This is a genomic window from Bradyrhizobium sp. 22, from assembly GCF_000482425.1.
GTDB classification, from domain to species: Bacteria; Pseudomonadota; Alphaproteobacteria; order Rhizobiales; family Xanthobacteraceae; genus Bradyrhizobium; species Bradyrhizobium japonicum_B.
Genome location: NZ_AXVG01000029.1, coordinates 1 through 16,722, shown reverse-complemented (window position 1 = coordinate 16,722; position 16,722 = coordinate 1). Strand labels below are relative to the sequence as shown.

Below are 16,722 nucleotides of genomic sequence, written 5' to 3'. Positions count from 1 at the left end.
AATCGTTATTTTGATCATTTTTTCACGATCCTCATTGGAGAAGAGCCCGCATGACCACCTATACTTATGTCGACAATTCCAACCTCTACATCGAAGGCTCCCGCGTATCGGCCGTCAAAAAGGGCAAGGCGAAGAACATCGCCGAAGCCATGAGAAACGGCATTGTGGATCACGGTTGGGTGCTCGACTACGGAAAGCTGTACAAATACGTCAGCGGGGAGGACACCGTCGCCAAACTGTGGGGCTCGCCGCCTCCGGGCGACTCATTCTGGAAGATGGTCGACAAGGCCGGCTTCAGGACCCACGTCTACAACAAGAACGCCGGCAACAAGGAGAAGAAAGTCGACGTGGCGATCGCCACGGCCATGATGGATGACGCGTTCAACATCATCGACAAGGACAACGACGATATCCTGCTGGTTGCCGGGGACTCGGATTATGTGCCGGTTGTCGCAAAACTCATCGAGCGCGGCTTCAAGGTCGAGGTGGCCTTTTGGGGCCAAGCCGCAAAGGAGCTCCGCGACACTGCGGCGAACTTCTTCGAACTGGACGGCAAGCTTGATGAATTCACCCGGGCCGCACCGTCCGCGGCTGCGTAGCACCCGCCTGACCGGCCCTCTAAAGTTCAGGCAAAACGGCGACGGTTTGCCACACGCTGGTAGGCACCGGTGACGTTGAGCCGCATCCGGACCAGCGGCTCACTTACGCCGTACATGTCTGAGGCCTTGGCGATCGTCAGCCCAAGCGCCGCAATATGCATGGCGGCTTCATCCGAGACGAGAAGCGCGGGTCCGAGCCAGTTGGCTTCCTCTTCCATTGCCCTGTCGTAATTGCGCATGCCCGACGGGTCGAGGATTCTCATTGGCGGATGCAACAGCAGACCGTGCGCCAGCTCATGGCTGATGTCGGCGGCCTGGCGCTTTTCATCATGGGCGTCGTTGTGGACAATGAAGCGCTCCTGCCCCGCGGCCAAAGTCACCGCTGAAAAGTCCTTCTGGCCGTTCACTGTTCGCAGGTAGGCAACGGCTTCGGGCGCGATCTTGGCGTAGTCACTCAGCGGGAAGACAGGGAATTCGAGATGCTCGGCCAATTGCCAGGGGCAAAGCGGAAGGTGGGGTGCGATGTCCAGCTCCTTGCGGAGGCTGCTCGCATACCAATTTGCTTCGGCTTTGAACCCCCGACGTAAGGCCATTTCCCAGCTATTGCCTTTTCCTGAACTGCTGGTACGCGGCCTTGATGAGCGCCTCCAGTGCCTTGGCGCCCTCTTTCGATAGATTGGGATCGGCGCGCAAATGCGCCGTCAGCTCCGCCAGGGGCTCCCGCGCCTCTTTCGGCTTCTGGACGCCACGGGTGAACTGCTCGGCCTTAAGCCCGGACCAAGCGCAAAGTGCGGCCAGGCTATCCACATCCGGACGGCGCCCTTGCGACATGCGCGTTAGGCTCGATGCCGGCACGCCCGATTGTTCAGCCACCTTCTTCCAAGTGAGATCGCGCGTGATTCGCACGCTGTCGATTGCAGCAAAGAACGCCTCCCCGTCAAATTTTCCTGAAGCCATTAGCCCTGGATCCGCCTGCCTTGATCTCGGGCCCGAATCGGGCCAAAATTGCAATCTAGCAATTGATGCCGTTCTGGCAATTGCCGATTTGGAGATATCAAGCATGTCGAAATCTTCTAAGGGGGGCGGCTCCTACCGCAGCGCAACGACCGGGCAGTATGTGACTCCCAAGTATGGTCGCAGCCACCCGAGCACAACTGTCCACGAGGCCCCCGGCAAGCACGGGTCGAGCGGGCCGCATTACCGCAGCGCGATCAGCGGCCGCTATGTCACGACAAAGCACGGCCAGTCGCACCCAAACACGACCGTTAAGGACAAGTAGCCATGAACTTCATTCACAACGATTTGGGCCATCTCAACGGCGGTGAAGTGGTCGAGGTCAGCCTCGATCACGCCGCCAACGTGCGACTGATGGACGCCAGCAATTTCCAGAGTTACCGCCAGGGCGGGCAGCACCGCTACTTCGGTGGTGAAGCGCGCCAGTCCCCGATCAGACTCCGCGTCCCGCAGTCGGGTCACTGGCACGTTGCGATCGACCTGGGCGGTCGCGCCGGCACCATTCGGGCCGGCGTCCGGGTGTTCTCATAGGCACGGTGTCGTCGATGAACGCGCTCGATTTGTATGGCCTGGCTAATCCTCAAGGCTGGCGCATGATGTCCGAACAGGATTACCTGAATTCCATCTTAGCGCGCGAGCTGGTTGGCACCGGGTTGGCGTCCCCGGCCCTGCTCGTGCCCGGAACGATGGAGCCGGTGCTGCGCCAATGGGCGGGCCGCTTCTTGCTCGACGTCTCGCCCAGCGGCTCCTATGCGAAGGGTACGGCAAACCGCAGCGGCACTGACCTCGACCTCTTCATCTCACTGTCCCCGGACACGCCGGAATCCTTGGCCGACGTCCACAAGACGCTGGTGGTGGCGCTGAAGGCGGCCGGATATCAGCCGCGGCTACAGAACGTCTCGATCGGCATCAGCGTTTTCGGCCATTCCGTCGATCTGGTCCCGGGCAAGCGCCAGAACTGGCTGTAAACGACCACAGCCTCTACAAGCGGCGCGGCGACACCTGGACGAAAACCGATGTCAGCCAGCACATCGAGAAGGTCAAGAACTCGGGGCGCCAGGCCGAGATCAGGCTGATCAAGCTCTGGCGGACCCAGAAGGGGCTGGAGTTTCCGTCGTTCTATCTGGAGCTGGCGGTCATCAAGGCGCTGGAGCTGAAGTTCCTGACCCCGCTCGCCGATAACATGCGGACGATCTTCGCCTACCTGCGCGACAACATCCTGACAGCGCGGTTCGTCGATCCGGCAAACACCAACAACATCATTTCCGACGACCTGACCGTGGCGGAGAAGCAGGCGATCAAGTCCGCAGCCGCCGCAGCGCTGGCGGCGCCATACTGGCGGGACATCGTCGTATGAGCGGCTGGTCGCTCGAGAAACTCCTGGCCGGCCTGCATGGTGAGATCGAGATGCGGCTCCAGCGCAGCCGGGAGGTCATCGGCCACGCCGTCGCCAAAGGCGACGCCTCAGAGGGCATCTGGATCGAACTGCTGACGAATTACCTGCCCCAACGCTACCGCGTGGCCAAGGCTTTCGTCATTGATAGTACCGACACCACCAGCCAGCAACTCGACATCGTCATCTACGACCGGCAATACACGCCGCTGATCTTCAACCAGGACGGCACGTTGGTGATCCCGGCCGAAAGCGTCTACGCGGTGTTTGAAGCAAAGCAATCGATCGATGCCGGCCAAGTCGATTATGCGGCAAAGAAGATTGCCAGCGTCCGCGCCCTGCATCGCACCATGCGGATTCCGATCGATGTCGCCCAGGATTCCGAGATGATCTCGCCCACCATTCCGATTTGAAGTCGCCCACCCGTTCCGAGATGATGTCGCCCACGATTCCGGGATGATGTCGCCCGGGTATCGCAAGAGCGAACCCGGGGTGACGAGACCTCTTCTGGCTCCCATAGGGTCAACCTTTCGGCTTTGCGAAGGGGGACCCTGGATGCCGACGGAGAGGCTTGCGATGCGCCGTGTGCGCGATGTGATCAGGATGAAGGCGGCTGGGCTGCCGAGCCGCGAGATTGCTCGGCGGATGGGCGCGGCGCCCTCGACAGTGCGGCTGACCATCCGGCGGTTCGAGGCCGCAGGCCTGAGCTGGCCGTTGCCCGACGAACTCACGGACGCGGCCCTGGAGGCCCGCCTGTTCGCCAAGACCGGCAACGGTAACCGGCAGGGTCATCGCCGCATCGCCGAGCCCGATTGGGCGGCGGTGCACCGCGAGCTCAAGCGCAAGCACGTGACGCTGTCGATCCTGTGGGAGGAGTACATCGGCGCCGAGCCCGGCGGATACCGGTACTCGCGCTTCTGCGAGCTTTACCGCGCCTGGGAGGGACGCCTGTCGGTGACGATGCGCCAGGCGCACGCGGCCGGTGACAAGCTGTTCGTCGACTACGCGGGCGACGGCGTGCCGGTGGTGGTCGACCGCCTCACCGGCGAGCGGAGGACGGCGCAGATCTTCGTCGCCGTGCTCGGCGCCTCGAGCTTCACCTACGCGCAGGCGACGTGGACGCAGGGGCTCGCCGACTGGATCAGCGCCCATGTTGGCGCCTTCGCGGCGATCGGCGGCGTCCCGGCGCTCCTGGTGCCTGACAACACCAAAGTCGCAGTCATCAAGGCGAGCCTCTACGACCCGCAGATCAATCGCACCTATGCGGAGATGGCCGCGCATTACGGCACGGCCGTCTTGCCGGCGCGACCTCGCAAGCCGCGCGACAAGGCCAAGGTCGAGCAGGCCGTCCTCATCATCGAGCGCTGGCTGCTCGGTCGCCTGCGCCACCGCGTCTTCTACAGCCTCGCCGAGGTCAACGCAGCGATCGGCGAGTTGCTCACCAGGCTCAACGAGGAGCGGCCGATCCGGCGGCTCGGCGTGACGCGCCGCCGGCTGCTCGAGGAGATCGACCGGCCGGCGCTCAAGCCGTTGCCGGCGAGCCCCTACGTGCTCGCCGAGTGGCGGATCCGCCGCGTCAGCCTCGACTACCACGTCGAGGTGGAGAAGCATTATTACAGCGTTCCGCATCGCTTCGCGCGTGCCGAGGTCGAGGTGCGGTTCACCGCCCGCACCGTCGAGATCTTCCACAAGGGCGAGCGGATTGCCGCGCATCAGCGCATGAGTGGCAATCACAAGCACTCCACCGTGCCGGAGCACATGGCCTCCAGCCATCGGCGCTACGCCGGCTGGACTATCGGGCGTATCCGTCAGGACGCCGCCGCGATCGGGCCGGCAACCAGCGCATTGTGCGACCTCATTCTCGACGAGCGCTCGCACCCCGAACAAGGCTTCCGCGCCTGCCTCGGCATCCTCAGGCTCGCCGCCTCCTATGGGCGCGAACGGCTGGACGCGGCGGCTGCGCGGGCGATCGACATCGGCGCGCGCACCTATGGCTCGGTCAAGTCGATCCTCGCCAACAATCTCGATCGGCGTCCCGCTCACCAGCGCTCCGCGGACGATGCGCCGATCCTGCATGCCAACATCCGCGGACCGCGCTACTACAATTAGGAGACCGTCCCTTGCTCACCCATCCGACCCTCGACCGCCTCAACGCCCTCGGCCTCCACGGCATGGCCAAGGCCTTCGCCGACATCGAAGCCGCCGGTGAGGCTGGCAGCCTCGGTCACGCCGAATGGCTTGCTCTGTTGCTCGAACGTGAAGCCTCGCTGCGGCACGACAAACGGCTCGCCACTCGCCTGCGCTACGCCAAGCTGCGCCAGCAGGCATGCGTCGAGGACATCGACTATCGCACCCCGCGCGGTCTCGACCGCCCGCTGTTCGCCAAGCTTGTCGAGGGCCGTTGGATCGACGACCACGTCAATCTCCTGATCTGCGGCCCGGCAGGCGTCGGCAAGAGTTGGCTCGCCTCGGCGCTCGGCCACAAGGCCTGTCGCGACAATCGCTCCGTGCTCTATCAGCGCGTCCCGCGCCTGTTCGACGATCTGGCGCTCGCCCGCGGCGACGGTCGTCACCCACGCCTGTTGCGTGGCCTTGGCCGTGTCGATCTGCTGATCCTCGATGATTGGGGGCTCGAGCCGCTCGATGCCGGCGCCCGTCACGATCTCCTGGAAATCCTCGAAGATCGCTACGGTCATCGCTCCACCATCGTCACCAGCCAGCTCCCCGTGGACCAGTGGCATCTGCTCATTGGAGATCCCACCTATGCCGACGCCGTGCTCGATCGCCTCGTCCACAATGCCCATCGGCTCGACCTCACCGGTGAGAGCCTGCGCCGAACTCGGCAATCCGCCCGAAAGACCTGAGCGCTGTGGACATGCCGCTGCGCTTGGACAACGCAATCGCGTTGTCCACATGCCCACAGCAACCGCAGAAGAAGAAAAATGGTTTGAGTTGGGGTTTCCGGTTGACCGCGCGGCTTGACCGGTGCCAGAGAACCAGCCGGCCAGAACGCCTCGCCGCTGGGCGAGATCAAATCGGAAAGGTGGGCGACATCGTCTCGGAATCCACGGGCGACTTCATATCGGTACGCCTGGGCGACTTCGTCGGAATCCGCACACCAGCCTGCCAATTCCCTCCGCTGGCGGCCTACAGCCGGCCAAGACGCCGGGGCATATCATCGGCGGCCTGCTGACGTTCGAAAGCGCATGGTCGCCGCCCATGGGCGATCCGCTGAAGAGCGCACTCCAAGCGGCGGCAGCCATTGCGCCGCTGGATATGGGCTGCGTTGCGGCCCACGGCAACTTCTACCGAAAGGATGGCGAAACGGCGATTGAGCCCAGCACCAGGGCAGCAACGGCATTCCTGCTCGAACTGATTGCGCACCTGCAGGCCGAGGCAACGGTACCGATGATCGACATCCGCGCCTACGCGAAGTTCTTGAAAGGCTGATTGTAGCGCAGGACCCGCGTGAGACGGGTCTTTTGCTGAACGGAGGAGTGATGGCCGACGTGGAGACCACGAAGCAGCTGTCAGCATTGCGGCAAACCAAGGCCGCGATCGAGCACCTACATAAGGGCCAGCTTGAATGCGCCATGACGCTGGCAGCCGCGGCCGAAGGCCAACTGCCCGAAGCAACCGTCGAATATTTGTTTCGGCTGCTGCAGCGGCTGAAACCCCAGGAAAACTTCAACCTGTTCATCAACTGGCTGAAGCATCCCACCGGCCCGGACAAGGCGACCATCTCCGAATTTGAAACGGTGCTCGTCATCGCGCGCGCGATTCAGAAGTTCGTGGCGGTCTACGAAGCCTCGTGCAGGGAATTCAACGATTTCAGCGATTGGGCGGTCGCGCAGGGGCACCTGCCAAAACCAATCGTCGAGCCGAAGTATCCAACAGCAAAGAAACCTACCACTGCCAGATAGCAGGGCTCAGTTTGCGGGCCGGTTGACGTACATGATGTACAGCTGGGGTGCGGCCCAGCCTTTGATCTTGCCATCCGTGATGGCCATCTGGCCGGCAACGAAATCAATCGGCTTGAGGTTAGGTGACGACACGAACGGGCAGCCATTCTTCTGCGCGATGTTGTGCGCAATATCCATATTGAGCTTCACGCCAGCGCCGGCAACCTGGTTGAGGTCGGTCCAGAAGTCGTTGGCCACGACCGGAGAGCGGCACAGGAACATGCCGGCGCCATCCGCAAAGCTCGGTGCTGTTCCGCAACAAAGCCAGAGCAGGGGCAGCCAGATCCGCAGCTTCATGTCCGCACCAGAGCTGTCAGCTGACGGTCAATCAAGAACGTCGGCCGCCATCGGCCCCTCTTCATAGGCTTGGCCTTCTTTTTCCAGCGTTTTCCGCCGGGTGTTCGCCGCAGTGACATACGAGCTGAGCTTATCGAAGTCTGCCTTGATATCCGCGAACTTGGGAGGACCAGGCGGTATGCCCGCCGCTTGGTCATGGCCGGAATATTTCGAGCATCGCGTCATGCCGGCATAGATCGCCTCGTAGTCGGACTTGTCGACGTGGGCGGCCCTCAGCCTCATCGTCGCGACATTGGGCCGGAAGCGGCCGACAACGCCGGCGAACAGGATTTCCTCGATCGCGTGCTCCCAGGTCTCGCGCATTTTGGTGTAGACATCCGTCACAAACGAACGATTGGCTTCGTCGGTTTCCGAATACGTTGCCTTCTTCTTTTGGAGCAGGTCGTCGATGATCGACAGCCGCTTGGTCACTCCCATGGAAATCCATGGCTGCTGGTTGTTGTCGATGATCCCGAACCGCCCATCACCGTGCTTGGCGATCCATTCCTCCCGCACGCGCACCTTCAGCTCGTGGGCCGCCTCAAGGACGGCGTAGTGGAAGAACAGGTTGTGCGTGAAGATGATCACCTGCCTGCCGGCAGCGGCCTCCTTCACCAGTCGCCTTGCGACGGCCTCCATGCGAGCGTGGTCTAGCGACGATACCGGGTCATCGACGACGATCCCGTGCCGGGCGCCGACTTCCTTCAGCTCCGCGAGAAAGCCCGCGAGCGCCAGCGCCCGCTTCTCTCCTTCGCTCAGGATGTCGCTGTTCTTGCCGACCTTCTGCTGGGCCTCCAGCCCGATATGAACCTTGCTCTTGCCCACCTCGCCACGGTCGGCGAGCTTGAGCGGCAGATGCTGCAGATCAAGTGCAACGATCTCATCCTGAAGGCTGGTTTGCAGCGACGTGGTCAAAACCTTGCGCCTGATGCGCGTGATGTGGGATGTGACGCTGGCGACGGCACAGGCCGCCGTGCACGCTTTGGTCTTCACGAGCAAATCAAGCGAGTTGCGCCGGGCCACGAACGTCCCGATGTCGGCGGAGAACTTCTTCCGCGCCTCCAGTTCATCCAGCTCCTGCTGGCGCCGCTGACGCTTGGCGGTGTCATCTGCCGAAGGCTTCAATGCCTCGATTTCCTTGGCGAGGACAGCCACTTCGCCCAGCAGCTCGTCAATCGCTGACCGGTCGAGATCTGCGAGACCGCCAAGACGCGCGTAGTCGACGGCCCTGACGGCTGCACAGACCAAGGTGTGACGCTCCTGGCTGGCCGCATAAAACCGCTCCATCCTGTCGGCCAGGGCCTGACGCGGCTTCGAGCCCTCAACGAAATTGACGAGCCTGTCCTTGATGTCCTGACCGCCGGAGATCTTCAGATCGAGGATCGCTTTGGCGATTCCCGCGAACTCGTTCCTCGCGGTCTCGGCATCCGCGTTGGCCCGGCCCTGGACATACTCGTCAAACGCGGCCAAGCGTGCCTTGGCCGGGCCGTCGAGCGGCTGATGGCAGAGGACGCAGGTGCCGGCCGTCGCCAGCTGCGGCGGTTCGGCGGCCGGGTATGCTTCGGCCGCGAAATCGCGCGCGTACATCAGCATCTGACGCCAGGTGTCACTACCCAACTGCGGAACAGCTGATTCTGCCGCCAGGGCGGCAGCGGCGGTCTTGGCGGCCTCGCGTGTCGACGCCGCCTTTTGCTGCGCCTGCTTCAGTCTCGCCAGGCCCGCGTTGCCGATCGCATCGAAGATCGCATCGGCATTGGCTACCAACTCTTGGACTGCCGACTTGCTGGCCTCCTTCACCCGCGTCAGGAGGACCGGGTCACGGCCGAGCTCTTGCTTGATCGCCTGAAGGTCGGCCTCGTCCTTGTCACTCCAGGTCGCCAAAGCCCGCATAGCCTCTTCGCTGGGCAGATGCTGATCCGGCTTTAGGTTCGCCAACAGCGCCGCGATTTTGGTGCGCTTGTCATATCCGAGCGGCAGGGGCGCCTGGTGCGCCTTGGTCAGGCGCGCTTCTTCGGCCTTGAAGCGGCTGTCCAGGGTACGCAGCACCTCAGCGAGATTGGTCAGCAGGGCCAGCTCGAATGGCAGAAACTCGATATTGCGCTCGGCGTCGACATACAGGCCGGCAGCATCGCTGTCGAAGACGGAGATTCTGCCGAGTTCCGGCGGCGGCGCGCTACGATCATCCCAAACCACGGTGCGCTTTTTATCGCCATCGACGCGGAAGGTCAGGGTCACCTCACGGGGATCGGCCGATTCCGGCTCGAATACATTGCCCCGCAACGTCACGTCATGCAGGCAATGGCAGATTTTCTTGGCAATGCGGCAATAGCCGCTCTTGCCCGAACCATTGGGCCCGTAAATGAGCGTCACGCCGTTGATCGCGAACTTCAGCGGCGGCTGCTCGGCGGCCAACCGGTCGATGTTGCGTAGCGGACCAATGGAGCCCAGAACAGTGACCGGCGCGAACCGGTTACCCGCCTTCAGGTGGGTCTTGGTCAATGCGGGCCACGCTGGCGGCTTTTCATTGGAAAGCCCAGCTGCGGTTCGAACGGCCTGCTCAAGCTGGTTGAGTTCATCGGCGTCCAGCGACGGTCTTGCGCTCAGGAGACGGATGGCTTCCTGTTGCCAGAGCGGGCGTGCAGCGCACCAGTCAAACAGATCGTCGTCACCGGCCATGGGGGCTCCGGGAAAAATTGTATGAGGGGCAATGCAAAATCATTGATTGTGGCAATGGAGGGTGGCTCGTTTCTGTTGTCAAGCGCCCTCTCCCCTCACCTTCGTTGGATCGTTGACAGCGGCTTATAGGTATATTACTATAATCCCGTGAATGATCTACTGCGCACGGTCAAGCCCACGGTTTTCGTGGGTTCGAGCAAGAAGGACCTGCGGGCTTTTCCCGCGGCTGTCCGAAGCGAGATCGGCCAGTCACTTTTCGAAGCGCAGCTCGGTGAACACCCGCGCAACGCCAAGCCCCTTAAAGGCTTGAGCGGGGTTCTGGAGATTCGCGACAACTTTGACGGCGATACCTATCGAACCGTCTACACAACGCGGCTGGAGGGCGTCCTGTACGTCCTGCACGCGTTTCAGAAAAAGTCCACCAGCGGCATTGCGACACCGCAGCGGCACATTGACCTGGTGCGCCAGCGTCTGCGGGACGCCGAAGCGATCCATAAGGCAACAAAGGGAGACCGATGATGAGCATGAAGAAAAAGCTGCCTGCCCATAGCCGGGGCACCGGCAACATTTTCGCTGACCTCGGCCTGCCAAACGCCGAGGAGCACCAGCTCAAGGCTGCCCTAGTCGTTCAGTTGAAACGGCTGATGGAAGAGCGGGAGATTACGCAAACCGATGCCGCCAAGCTGGTCGAGATGAAGCAACCGGACCTGTCCAAGCTGCTCCGGGGCCATTTCAAGCTGGTTTCGGTGGAAAAGCTGATGCGAATGCTGACAGCGTTCGATCAGGATGTCGAAATAACGGTAAAGCCGCACAGAAAGCGTGGAGAGGCTGGCCGGATCACGTTTATTCCAGCTTAAGGCGACGGAACGGGAGGGTTCATGACATTCAAGGCAACCGTGGCTGGGGCCGCGCATGAACCCATCATTCACTGCCCCAATTGCAACCACGAGATCATCTCGACTACACCATTCAGCTACAGGAGTGGTTGAAGCGCGAATGGCTGACCTATCCCGCGATGCTGATGGAAGGAGAACTCCCAAACTACTTCACGATCAACGGGAAGGCGTATCCTAATGGCTGGTGCATTGCCATATCCCGCATCACACGGCCAACAACAACGTCGAGCAGAATGGCGGGGGCGGCTTGATGCTTGTCTTGAACGTCCGGCTTACGGAATCCCTCGCCGCCCCCCTTCTGGCGGAGACTCGCCAGCGTTTTCAGGAGCAGCTTGCCAGCAAGGACGCGGAGGTTGCGCGCAAGTCTGATGAACTGCGCCAGCAGCGCGAGCAACTGCAGAAGGAGCGCGAGACACTCGATGACCAGGTCAAGCAACGCCTCGCGGCAGAACGCAGCGAGCTGGTCGCCATCGAGGCCAAGAAGGCGCGCGAGGCGGCCTCAGCTGAGCTTGCGACAAAGGCCAGCGAGAACGCTGAGCTTCGCCAGATGCTCGATGCCAACAATGCCAAGCTGGCGGAAGCGCAACAGGCCCACGCTGAAGTGATGCGCAAGCAGCGGGCGCTCGATGACGAGAAGCGCGAGCTAGACCTCACGGTCGAAAAGCGCGTGCAGGCCTCCATCGAGCAAATTCATGTCAAGGCCCGGCAGGAAGCCGATGAAGCCGCGCGGCTGCGGGTCGCGGAGAAAGACCAGACCATCGAGTCGATGACGCGGACCATCGAGGAGCTGAAACGCAAGGCCGAGCAAGGATCACAGCAGTCCCAGGGTGAGGTCCTCGAACTTGAGTTGGAGGAGCTTCTGCGCGGACGTTTTCCGACGGACACCATCGAACCGGTCGGCAAGGGCGAGCTTGGCGCCGACGTTGTCCAGCAGGTGAATGGCCAGATCGGCCAGCCTGCCGGCATGATCCTTTGGGAAACCAAGCGCACGAAGGCCTGGAGCGATGGCTGGCTGGCCAAGTTGCGTGACGATCAGCGCCGTTCCGGCGCTGACATCGCCCTCATCATTTCCCACGCCCTGCCGAAGCATATCGAGCAGTTTGACCTGGTTGACGGCGTATGGGTGGCTCATCCGCGCTGCGCACTGCCGGTTGCTGTGGCGCTGCGCCAAGGCCTGATCGACGTGAGCAGCTCGCGCCTGGTCCAGCAAGGGCAGCAAACGAAGATGGAGCAGGTCTATAACTACCTGACAGGGACCAAATTCAGGCAGCGCGTGGAGGCTGTGGTCGAGAAGTTCAATGACATGCGCGACGATCTCGACAAAGAACGAAAGTTCATGGGCCGCCAGTGGGCCAAGCGGGAGACGCAGATACTGGCCGTTATCGACACCACGGTTGGAATGGTCGGAGACCTTCAGGCCATCGCGGGCAAGGCCATGCCTGAAATTCCGAGCCTCGACCTTCCGCTACTGGAAGATAGCATCGTCACCGAGCGGGAGGCCGGATGAGGGAGCGCGAACAGCTCGCGCTCACAGGTAATGGGCTCACCTCAACCCGGTCACGAGATGCAAATATCGACCTTCGGAGATTACGCCGGTTTCTGAAGTCCTGAACCAACAGGCCTTTTTCCTGGCCGATTATATACGCTTTGGCGAACGCCTCGCCGTCTCACTACGGGAATACCGGTCCTGAGGGCTAGAATATTTGTAAGCTTCGTGCTACATATTTGGCAAATCTGTAGCATGAAGGTACCAAATGCCGACCCCACACAATCCTCCCGCCGCCGTTCGACGGGCCCTGCGGAAGCTCGGCGCCGACATCCACGATGCCCGGCGGCGCCGGCGGCTGCCGATGGCGGTCGTCGCCGAGCGCGCCTTCACGTCCCGCTCGACGCTGCAAAGAGTCGAGGCCGGCGACACCAACGTCAGTATCGGCATCTATGCCGGCGTTCTTCAGGCGCTCGGCCTGCTCGACGGCCTGATCAAGGTCGCGGACATCAGCAACGACAGTGTCGGCCAGGCGCTCGCCAGCGCCGAGCTGCCAAAGCATATCCACCTCAAGCGCAAGACCGGAGCCTCAAGCAATGGCTGACTTCGAGGTGCATATCGATCTCGGCGGCCGCACGCGCCGCATCGGACTGGCAAGGAGCAATCGTGCCCGAGGCTCAGAGACCATCCTCTTCGAATACGATGGCGCGTGGCTTGACGATCCGGACCGGTTCTCACTGGAACCCGCCCTCGCCCTGACGCGCGGCGCCTTTGCTCCTCCTGCCGGACTGGCAACGTTCGGCTCCATCGGCGACTCCGCGCCTGACACCTGGGGCCGCCGTCTCATGCAGCGCGCCGAACGCCGCCTCGCCGACCGCGAAGGCCGCGCGGTTCGCACGCTTGCAGAAAGTGACTATCTGCTCGGTGTTGCCGACGAAACGCGACTTGGCGCACTCCGCTTCCGCTGGGTCGGCGAAGAGACCTTCCAGGCGCCGACCCGCGCTGGTGTGCCCGCCCTGATCGAACTCGGCCGACTGCTCCAGATCACCGAGCGCATTCTCCGCGACGAGGAAACGGACGAAGATCTCCAGCTCATCTTCGCGCCCGGCTCTTCCCTCGGCGGTGCCCGGCCGAAGGCCTCGGTCGTCGACCAGCACGGCAATCTCTCGATCGCCAAGTTTCCGAAGGAGACCGACGACTACAGCATGGAGACCTGGGAGGGGATTGCACTGCGGCTCGCCAGCAAGGCCGGCATCGCCACTCCGCAACACGAACTGATCGAGGTGGCCGGCAAGGCCGTCATGCTGTCACGCCGTTTCGATCGCAATGACGCCGTCCGCATCCCGTTCCTGTCGGCCATGGCGATGATGGGCGCCAAAGACGGCGAGCGCGGAAGCTATCCGGAGATTGTCGACGCTCTCGCGCAACATGGTGCGCAAGGAAAGACGGACGCTCACGCCCTCTACCGGCGTGTCGTCTTCAACGTGCTGATCTCCAATGTCGATGATCATCTGCGCAACCATGGTTTCCTCTGGCTGGGAAAGACGGGATGGTCGCTCTCGCCGGCTTACGACCTCAATCCCGTCCCCGCCGACGTGAAGGCGCGGGTGCTGACGACGAACATCGACCTCGATGAAGGCACCTGCTCGCTCGATCTGCTCGAAGCCGCGTCGGAATATTTTGGGCTTACGCTGCCGCAGGCCCGCGCGATCATCAAGGACGTCGCGACCGCGACCGCGACCTGGCGCGACACGGCCAAAGCCGTCGGCGCCCGCGCGGCCGAAATCAACCGCATGGCCAGCGCGTTCGAGCACGACGATCTCAAACGAGCGCTAGCGCTTTGACACGGACATTTCTTCATAGCTTCGACCCTGCAGCCGCGAGCCCCGTGGCCGGCCCGACCGTCGATCTTGAAATCTCCGATATCGAGGATGCCGGAATTAGGGAGGTGCTGCAGACACCCGGTGCCGCCTATGGCGCGTGGTCCATTCTCGACGCGCTGCTGGCGCCGACCGGTGCGGGAACGCCCTTTGTCTTCAAGGAGCCCCTAGGACAGGCGCGCGAAGTCAAGGTCGCGCTCTCGGGTCTGTTTGGACGCTTCGTCGCCCGCGCCTATCTCGAACAACACCTCAATCTTTCGATCTTTGCACATCTCGGCAGCCGAACCATCGACTTGGACCGCCGCAGACAGGTCAGGGTCAAGCGCCTGTTTCGCGGCGACCTGCCCGATTGGATCGCCTGCGCCTCTGACCTTTCCTCCCTAACGGTGGCCGAGGCAAAAGGCTGCCATGATGTCGGAGGACCCGCGAAGGCGCTGGATCGAGCGTGGACGCAGGCTGGGCGGATCGACGTCACCGCCCAAGGTCGCAAAGTCACGGTGAAGCGCATCGCAATCGCAACGCGCTGGGGAATGGCTGAAGCTGGTCCAGCTGATGTCCATCTCTCGGTCCGCGATCCCGTCGATGAAGGCGAGCCAATCGCTCCCGAAGAGAAAAACGCGCTGTTCATCGGCCTTCTTCGGTTGCATATCGCCAACTTGATCAAGCCACTCGGTCATGCCGAATTGGCGGGCGCCCTCCATCGTCTCACGTATCAACCATTTGCCCGAAGGCTCCGGGACGATCTCGTACACGCGCGAGCGCTGCTCGATGCCGCTCCGATAAGGGACGTGGAGAAGGTAAGCGCCATTGGAGGCCTTGTCGGCGGCATCGTTACCCGCGCGGGACCAGTCACCGACGCCGATCTCGCACCCGCCGACCAGGAAGTGCTCGCTCGTCTCAACCTCCGACCGGTCCTTGTCGGGATCGAGCGCGATCTCATTCGCGCAGCCATCGACGCAGAGCCGGACACTGTGCGCAATCGCTTGGCGACGGCCGTGCATGCTGATGAATTAGCCCGGTATGACTGCGCAGGCGGCTGGATCGTACCGCTCGGCGAGGAGGGACGCATCAGCGGCGAAACCTGAAGCCCAGCCGCGGAACCAAATTATAGAAATCACCTGTATTGGCTTTTGATCCGATGACGACACTTCCCGGGCGGCGTGGTGGCGATCTCGCGCGACATGACCGAACAGAGGGACCTGCAGGACAAGCTCGCCGCGCTCGGCACCTCCGACGGTTTGACCGGCATCGCAAACCGGCGCCATTTCGACGAGCGACCGAGGAATGGACGTGGGCCAAGCGCGACGGCACGCCTCTCTCGTTGTTGCAGGTGGACGTCGATCACTTCAAGAAGTTCAACGATCAATACGGCCATCAGGCCGGCGACGCATGCCTCCGCGCGGTGGCGCGGATCCTGGCGGCCCAAGTCCGCCGGCCGGCCGTTCGCCCTCATGCTGCAGAGCACGGACGCCGGCGGCTGCGAGCCCGTCGGCGAGAAACGCGCGCCGAGCGTTTCGCGACCTCGGCATGCTGCACGCGCTGAATCTGCCGTCACCGGCTGTTTGCGCACGCTGCATCTAAATCAAGCTCCGTCGAGCCATCGCGGCTTTACCACGAGAGAGATCGCGCCTCACCTCGAAGGCGCCTGTAATGATCGCAGCGGCACGCCCGCCCCCTCAAAGGCTTTTCGGGCTGCATCGAATGTCTCTTGCTCTTTCGAGTCTGGACGGTCGAACCATGAGCCGGGAGCATACGTGGCGATGCGCTTTGCGAAGAACGATTGCGGCTCCCAATCCTGCCCTTCGCATTTCTCGAAAATGACGATTCCATCGCGGGTGAAATAACGAGGCCCCGGAATGTTGCAATTGACCGAAAGCTGAACTCTCCACAGGTCACCCTTCTCGATCTGCTTCTTACTCACCTTCGGCAGATAGTCCACAGCTACCGGATCGCCGATTGCGCAACGGCCGCGCCGCAGAAGGTCACCCAGCTTGCCTTGTGCGGTCGTCACGAAGTTGTAATTGAGGGGATCGTGCAGAAAGCGAAGGTTCACTTCCTTTTCGTCGTCGGTGACTTCGCTGGCAACGAGTGAGAGTGCAAACGCTTGCCAACCCAGCTCTATCGGCTTTGCATAAGGCGGCCCGATTTTCATCGTGCCATTTGGCGCCACAACCCAAGCAATCGTGTATTCGTCGTCTGTGATCTTCCCCCGATAAAGTGGACGGGTTAAGCGGCTTTTAGCTCCATCTCGATCGGGGGGATATATCCGAGTGCGGAATGGAGCCTTGTCCGGTTATAGAATCCTTCGATGAATCTGAAGATATCGCGCTTGGCCTCAGTTCGGGTCTTGTAGTTGCGATGATGGACGAGCTCGGTCTTCAGGGTATGGAAGAAGCTTTCCATCGGGGCGTTGTCGTAGCAATCGGCCCTGCGGCTCATTGATGCCGTCATGCCGGCCTCCATAAGGGTGCTGCGATAAG

The 16,722-nt window shown here is 62.1% G+C and carries 21 protein-coding genes and 2 pseudogenes; 17 read left to right on the top strand and 6 right to left on the bottom strand.

Translation table 11 applies throughout. From position 1 onward, the window contains the following. Nucleotides 1-50: 50 nt before the first annotated feature. Entirely contained in the window at nt 51-599 is a 549-nt protein-coding gene (locus K410_RS36185) for an NYN domain-containing protein (RefSeq protein ID WP_049819827.1), read from the top strand. A 26-nt stretch (nt 600-625) separates the two neighbouring features. Here K410_RS36185 and K410_RS0100100 read toward each other — a convergent pair whose 3' ends face one another. Both K410_RS0100100 and K410_RS0100095 read right to left on the bottom strand, forming a co-directional pair. Continuing rightward, entirely contained in the window at nt 626-1,192 is a 567-nt protein-coding gene (locus K410_RS0100100) for an ImmA/IrrE family metallo-endopeptidase (protein WP_028132971.1), read from the bottom strand. Nucleotides 1,193-1,199: 7 nt separating this feature from the next. Then, entirely contained in the window at nt 1,200-1,661 is a 462-nt protein-coding gene (locus K410_RS0100095) for a hypothetical protein (RefSeq protein WP_245269292.1), read from the bottom strand. 219 nt (nt 1,662-1,880) lie between these two features. Between K410_RS0100095 and K410_RS0100090 the strand changes: the two genes are divergently transcribed. The 8 genes from K410_RS0100090 (at nt 1,881) to K410_RS0100060 (ending at nt 6,929) form a co-directional block, all read left to right on the top strand. Continuing rightward, the gene (locus K410_RS0100090) at nt 1,881-2,144 is read left to right on the top strand and encodes a DUF1883 domain-containing protein (protein ID WP_028132969.1); all 264 of its coding nucleotides are present in this window, start codon (nt 1,881-1,883) and stop codon (nt 2,142-2,144) included. 14 nt (nt 2,145-2,158) lie between these two features. Next, nucleotides 2,159-2,581, top strand: coding sequence for a nucleotidyltransferase domain-containing protein (locus K410_RS40785; protein WP_210164223.1), 423 nt, complete (start codon nt 2,159-2,161; stop codon nt 2,579-2,581). Between the two features lie 215 nt (nt 2,582-2,796). After that, nucleotides 2,797-2,970 carry a hypothetical protein gene (locus tag K410_RS40780; protein WP_210164222.1) on the top strand — a complete coding sequence of 58 codons (174 nt, stop codon included), beginning with the start codon at nt 2,797-2,799 and terminating at the stop codon, nt 2,968-2,970. Next, nucleotides 2,967-3,419: a DUF6602 domain-containing protein gene (locus K410_RS36180; RefSeq protein ID WP_049819826.1), complete on the top strand. Its 453-nt coding sequence runs from the start codon at nt 2,967-2,969 to the stop codon at nt 3,417-3,419. The genes K410_RS40780 and K410_RS36180 overlap by 4 nt, the downstream gene beginning before the upstream one ends. A gap of 163 nt (nt 3,420-3,582) precedes the next feature. After that, nucleotides 3,583-5,115: an IS21 family transposase gene (gene istA / locus K410_RS0100075; protein WP_080672096.1), complete on the top strand. Its 1,533-nt coding sequence runs from the start codon at nt 3,583-3,585 to the stop codon at nt 5,113-5,115. A gap of 11 nt (nt 5,116-5,126) precedes the next feature. After that, nucleotides 5,127-5,870, top strand: a complete 744-nt coding sequence (gene istB, locus K410_RS0100070; RefSeq protein WP_012041725.1) for an IS21-like element helper ATPase IstB — start codon at nt 5,127-5,129, stop codon at nt 5,868-5,870. Between the two features lie 355 nt (nt 5,871-6,225). Beyond that, a complete protein-coding gene (locus K410_RS36175) occupies nt 6,226-6,456 on the top strand; it encodes a hypothetical protein (protein ID WP_049819825.1) in 231 nt (76 codons plus the stop codon). Nucleotides 6,457-6,506: 50 nt separating this feature from the next. Beyond that, nucleotides 6,507-6,929, top strand: coding sequence for a hypothetical protein (locus K410_RS0100060; protein ID WP_028132967.1), 423 nt, complete (start codon nt 6,507-6,509; stop codon nt 6,927-6,929). Between the two features lie 6 nt (nt 6,930-6,935). On the opposite strand, the gene K410_RS0100055 is transcribed toward K410_RS0100060, so the two are convergent. After that, nucleotides 6,936-7,265: a hypothetical protein gene (locus K410_RS0100055; protein ID WP_028132966.1), complete on the bottom strand. Its 330-nt coding sequence runs from the start codon at nt 7,263-7,265 to the stop codon at nt 6,936-6,938. Nucleotides 7,266-7,292: 27 nt separating this feature from the next. Then, nucleotides 7,293-9,980 (bottom strand): AAA family ATPase, encoded by a 2,688-nt coding sequence (locus K410_RS0100050; protein ID WP_028132965.1) that lies wholly within the window; start codon nt 9,978-9,980, stop codon nt 7,293-7,295. Between the two features lie 147 nt (nt 9,981-10,127). Between K410_RS0100050 and K410_RS0100045 the strand changes: the two genes are divergently transcribed. From K410_RS0100045 to K410_RS41230, 8 genes and pseudogenes are all read left to right on the top strand, one after another. Next, nucleotides 10,128-10,499 (top strand): type II toxin-antitoxin system RelE/ParE family toxin, encoded by a 372-nt coding sequence (locus K410_RS0100045; RefSeq protein WP_028132964.1) that lies wholly within the window; start codon nt 10,128-10,130, stop codon nt 10,497-10,499. After that, on the top strand, nt 10,496-10,837 hold the full coding sequence (locus tag K410_RS0100040) for a helix-turn-helix domain-containing protein (RefSeq protein ID WP_049819824.1): 342 nt from the start codon (nt 10,496-10,498) through the stop codon (nt 10,835-10,837). Before K410_RS0100045 ends, K410_RS0100040 begins: the two co-directional genes overlap by 4 nt. Before the next feature lie 74 nt (nt 10,838-10,911). Beyond that, nucleotides 10,912-11,147, top strand: a pseudogene (locus K410_RS40195) (cupredoxin domain-containing protein); the annotation flags it as partial. After that, entirely contained in the window at nt 11,127-12,383 is a 1,257-nt protein-coding gene (locus K410_RS0100035; RefSeq protein ID WP_049819879.1) for a DUF2130 domain-containing protein, read from the top strand. The pseudogene K410_RS40195 and the gene K410_RS0100035, both read left to right, overlap by 21 nt. Nucleotides 12,384-12,630: 247 nt before the next feature. Beyond that, nucleotides 12,631-12,966, top strand: a complete 336-nt coding sequence (locus K410_RS0100030) for a helix-turn-helix domain-containing protein (RefSeq protein WP_028132961.1) — start codon at nt 12,631-12,633, stop codon at nt 12,964-12,966. After that, the gene (locus K410_RS0100025) at nt 12,959-14,206 is read left to right on the top strand and encodes a type II toxin-antitoxin system HipA family toxin (RefSeq protein ID WP_028132960.1); all 1,248 of its coding nucleotides are present in this window, start codon (nt 12,959-12,961) and stop codon (nt 14,204-14,206) included. Before K410_RS0100030 ends, K410_RS0100025 begins: the two co-directional genes overlap by 8 nt. Nucleotides 14,207-14,250: 44 nt before the next feature. Further along, nucleotides 14,251-15,327 carry a hypothetical protein gene (locus K410_RS0100020; RefSeq protein WP_245269291.1) on the top strand — a complete coding sequence of 359 codons (1,077 nt, stop codon included), beginning with the start codon at nt 14,251-14,253 and terminating at the stop codon, nt 15,325-15,327. 72 nt (nt 15,328-15,399) lie between these two features. Continuing rightward, a pseudogene (locus K410_RS41230) lies at nt 15,400-15,805 on the top strand (GGDEF domain-containing protein); the annotation flags it as partial. A 67-nt stretch (nt 15,806-15,872) separates the two neighbouring features. Here the strand turns inward: K410_RS41230 and K410_RS36170 are convergent. Next, the gene (locus K410_RS36170; RefSeq protein ID WP_049819823.1) at nt 15,873-16,394 is read right to left on the bottom strand and encodes a hypothetical protein; all 522 of its coding nucleotides are present in this window, start codon (nt 16,392-16,394) and stop codon (nt 15,873-15,875) included. Between the two features lie 74 nt (nt 16,395-16,468). Further along, the coding region (locus K410_RS0100005) for an integrase core domain-containing protein (RefSeq protein WP_028132957.1) at nt 16,469-16,722 on the bottom strand (254 nt) is incomplete at its 5' end.

Excerpts from the sequence above, each read along its gene's own strand:
- K410_RS36185 (WP_049819827.1), top strand. The coding sequence starts at position 51 with ATGACCACCTATACTTATGTCGACAATTCCAACCTCTACATCGAAGGC.
- K410_RS36175 (WP_049819825.1), top strand. The coding sequence starts at position 6,226 with ATGGGCGATCCGCTGAAGAGCGCACTCCAAGCGGCGGCAGCCATTGCG.
- K410_RS0100040 (WP_049819824.1), top strand. The coding sequence starts at position 10,496 with ATGATGAGCATGAAGAAAAAGCTGCCTGCCCATAGCCGGGGCACCGGC.
- K410_RS40785 (WP_210164223.1), top strand. The coding sequence starts at position 2,159 with ATGAACGCGCTCGATTTGTATGGCCTGGCTAATCCTCAAGGCTGGCGC.
- K410_RS0100030 (WP_028132961.1), top strand. The coding sequence starts at position 12,631 with ATGCCGACCCCACACAATCCTCCCGCCGCCGTTCGACGGGCCCTGCGG.
- K410_RS0100095 (WP_245269292.1), bottom strand. The coding sequence starts at position 1,661 with ATGCTTGATATCTCCAAATCGGCAATTGCCAGAACGGCATCAATTGCT.
- K410_RS40780 (WP_210164222.1), top strand. The coding sequence starts at position 2,797 with ATGCGGACGATCTTCGCCTACCTGCGCGACAACATCCTGACAGCGCGG.
- K410_RS0100100 (WP_028132971.1), bottom strand. The coding sequence starts at position 1,192 with ATGGCCTTACGTCGGGGGTTCAAAGCCGAAGCAAATTGGTATGCGAGC.
- K410_RS0100060 (WP_028132967.1), top strand. The coding sequence starts at position 6,507 with ATGGCCGACGTGGAGACCACGAAGCAGCTGTCAGCATTGCGGCAAACC.
- istA (WP_080672096.1), top strand. The coding sequence starts at position 3,583 with ATGCGCCGTGTGCGCGATGTGATCAGGATGAAGGCGGCTGGGCTGCCG.
- K410_RS36170 (WP_049819823.1), bottom strand. The coding sequence starts at position 16,394 with ATGAAAATCGGGCCGCCTTATGCAAAGCCGATAGAGCTGGGTTGGCAA.
- K410_RS0100035 (WP_049819879.1), top strand. The coding sequence starts at position 11,127 with ATGCTTGTCTTGAACGTCCGGCTTACGGAATCCCTCGCCGCCCCCCTT.
- K410_RS0100025 (WP_028132960.1), top strand. The coding sequence starts at position 12,959 with ATGGCTGACTTCGAGGTGCATATCGATCTCGGCGGCCGCACGCGCCGC.
- K410_RS0100050 (WP_028132965.1), bottom strand. The coding sequence starts at position 9,980 with ATGGCCGGTGACGACGATCTGTTTGACTGGTGCGCTGCACGCCCGCTC.
- K410_RS0100090 (WP_028132969.1), top strand. The coding sequence starts at position 1,881 with ATGAACTTCATTCACAACGATTTGGGCCATCTCAACGGCGGTGAAGTG.
- K410_RS0100055 (WP_028132966.1), bottom strand. The coding sequence starts at position 7,265 with ATGAAGCTGCGGATCTGGCTGCCCCTGCTCTGGCTTTGTTGCGGAACA.
- K410_RS36180 (WP_049819826.1), top strand. The coding sequence starts at position 2,967 with ATGAGCGGCTGGTCGCTCGAGAAACTCCTGGCCGGCCTGCATGGTGAG.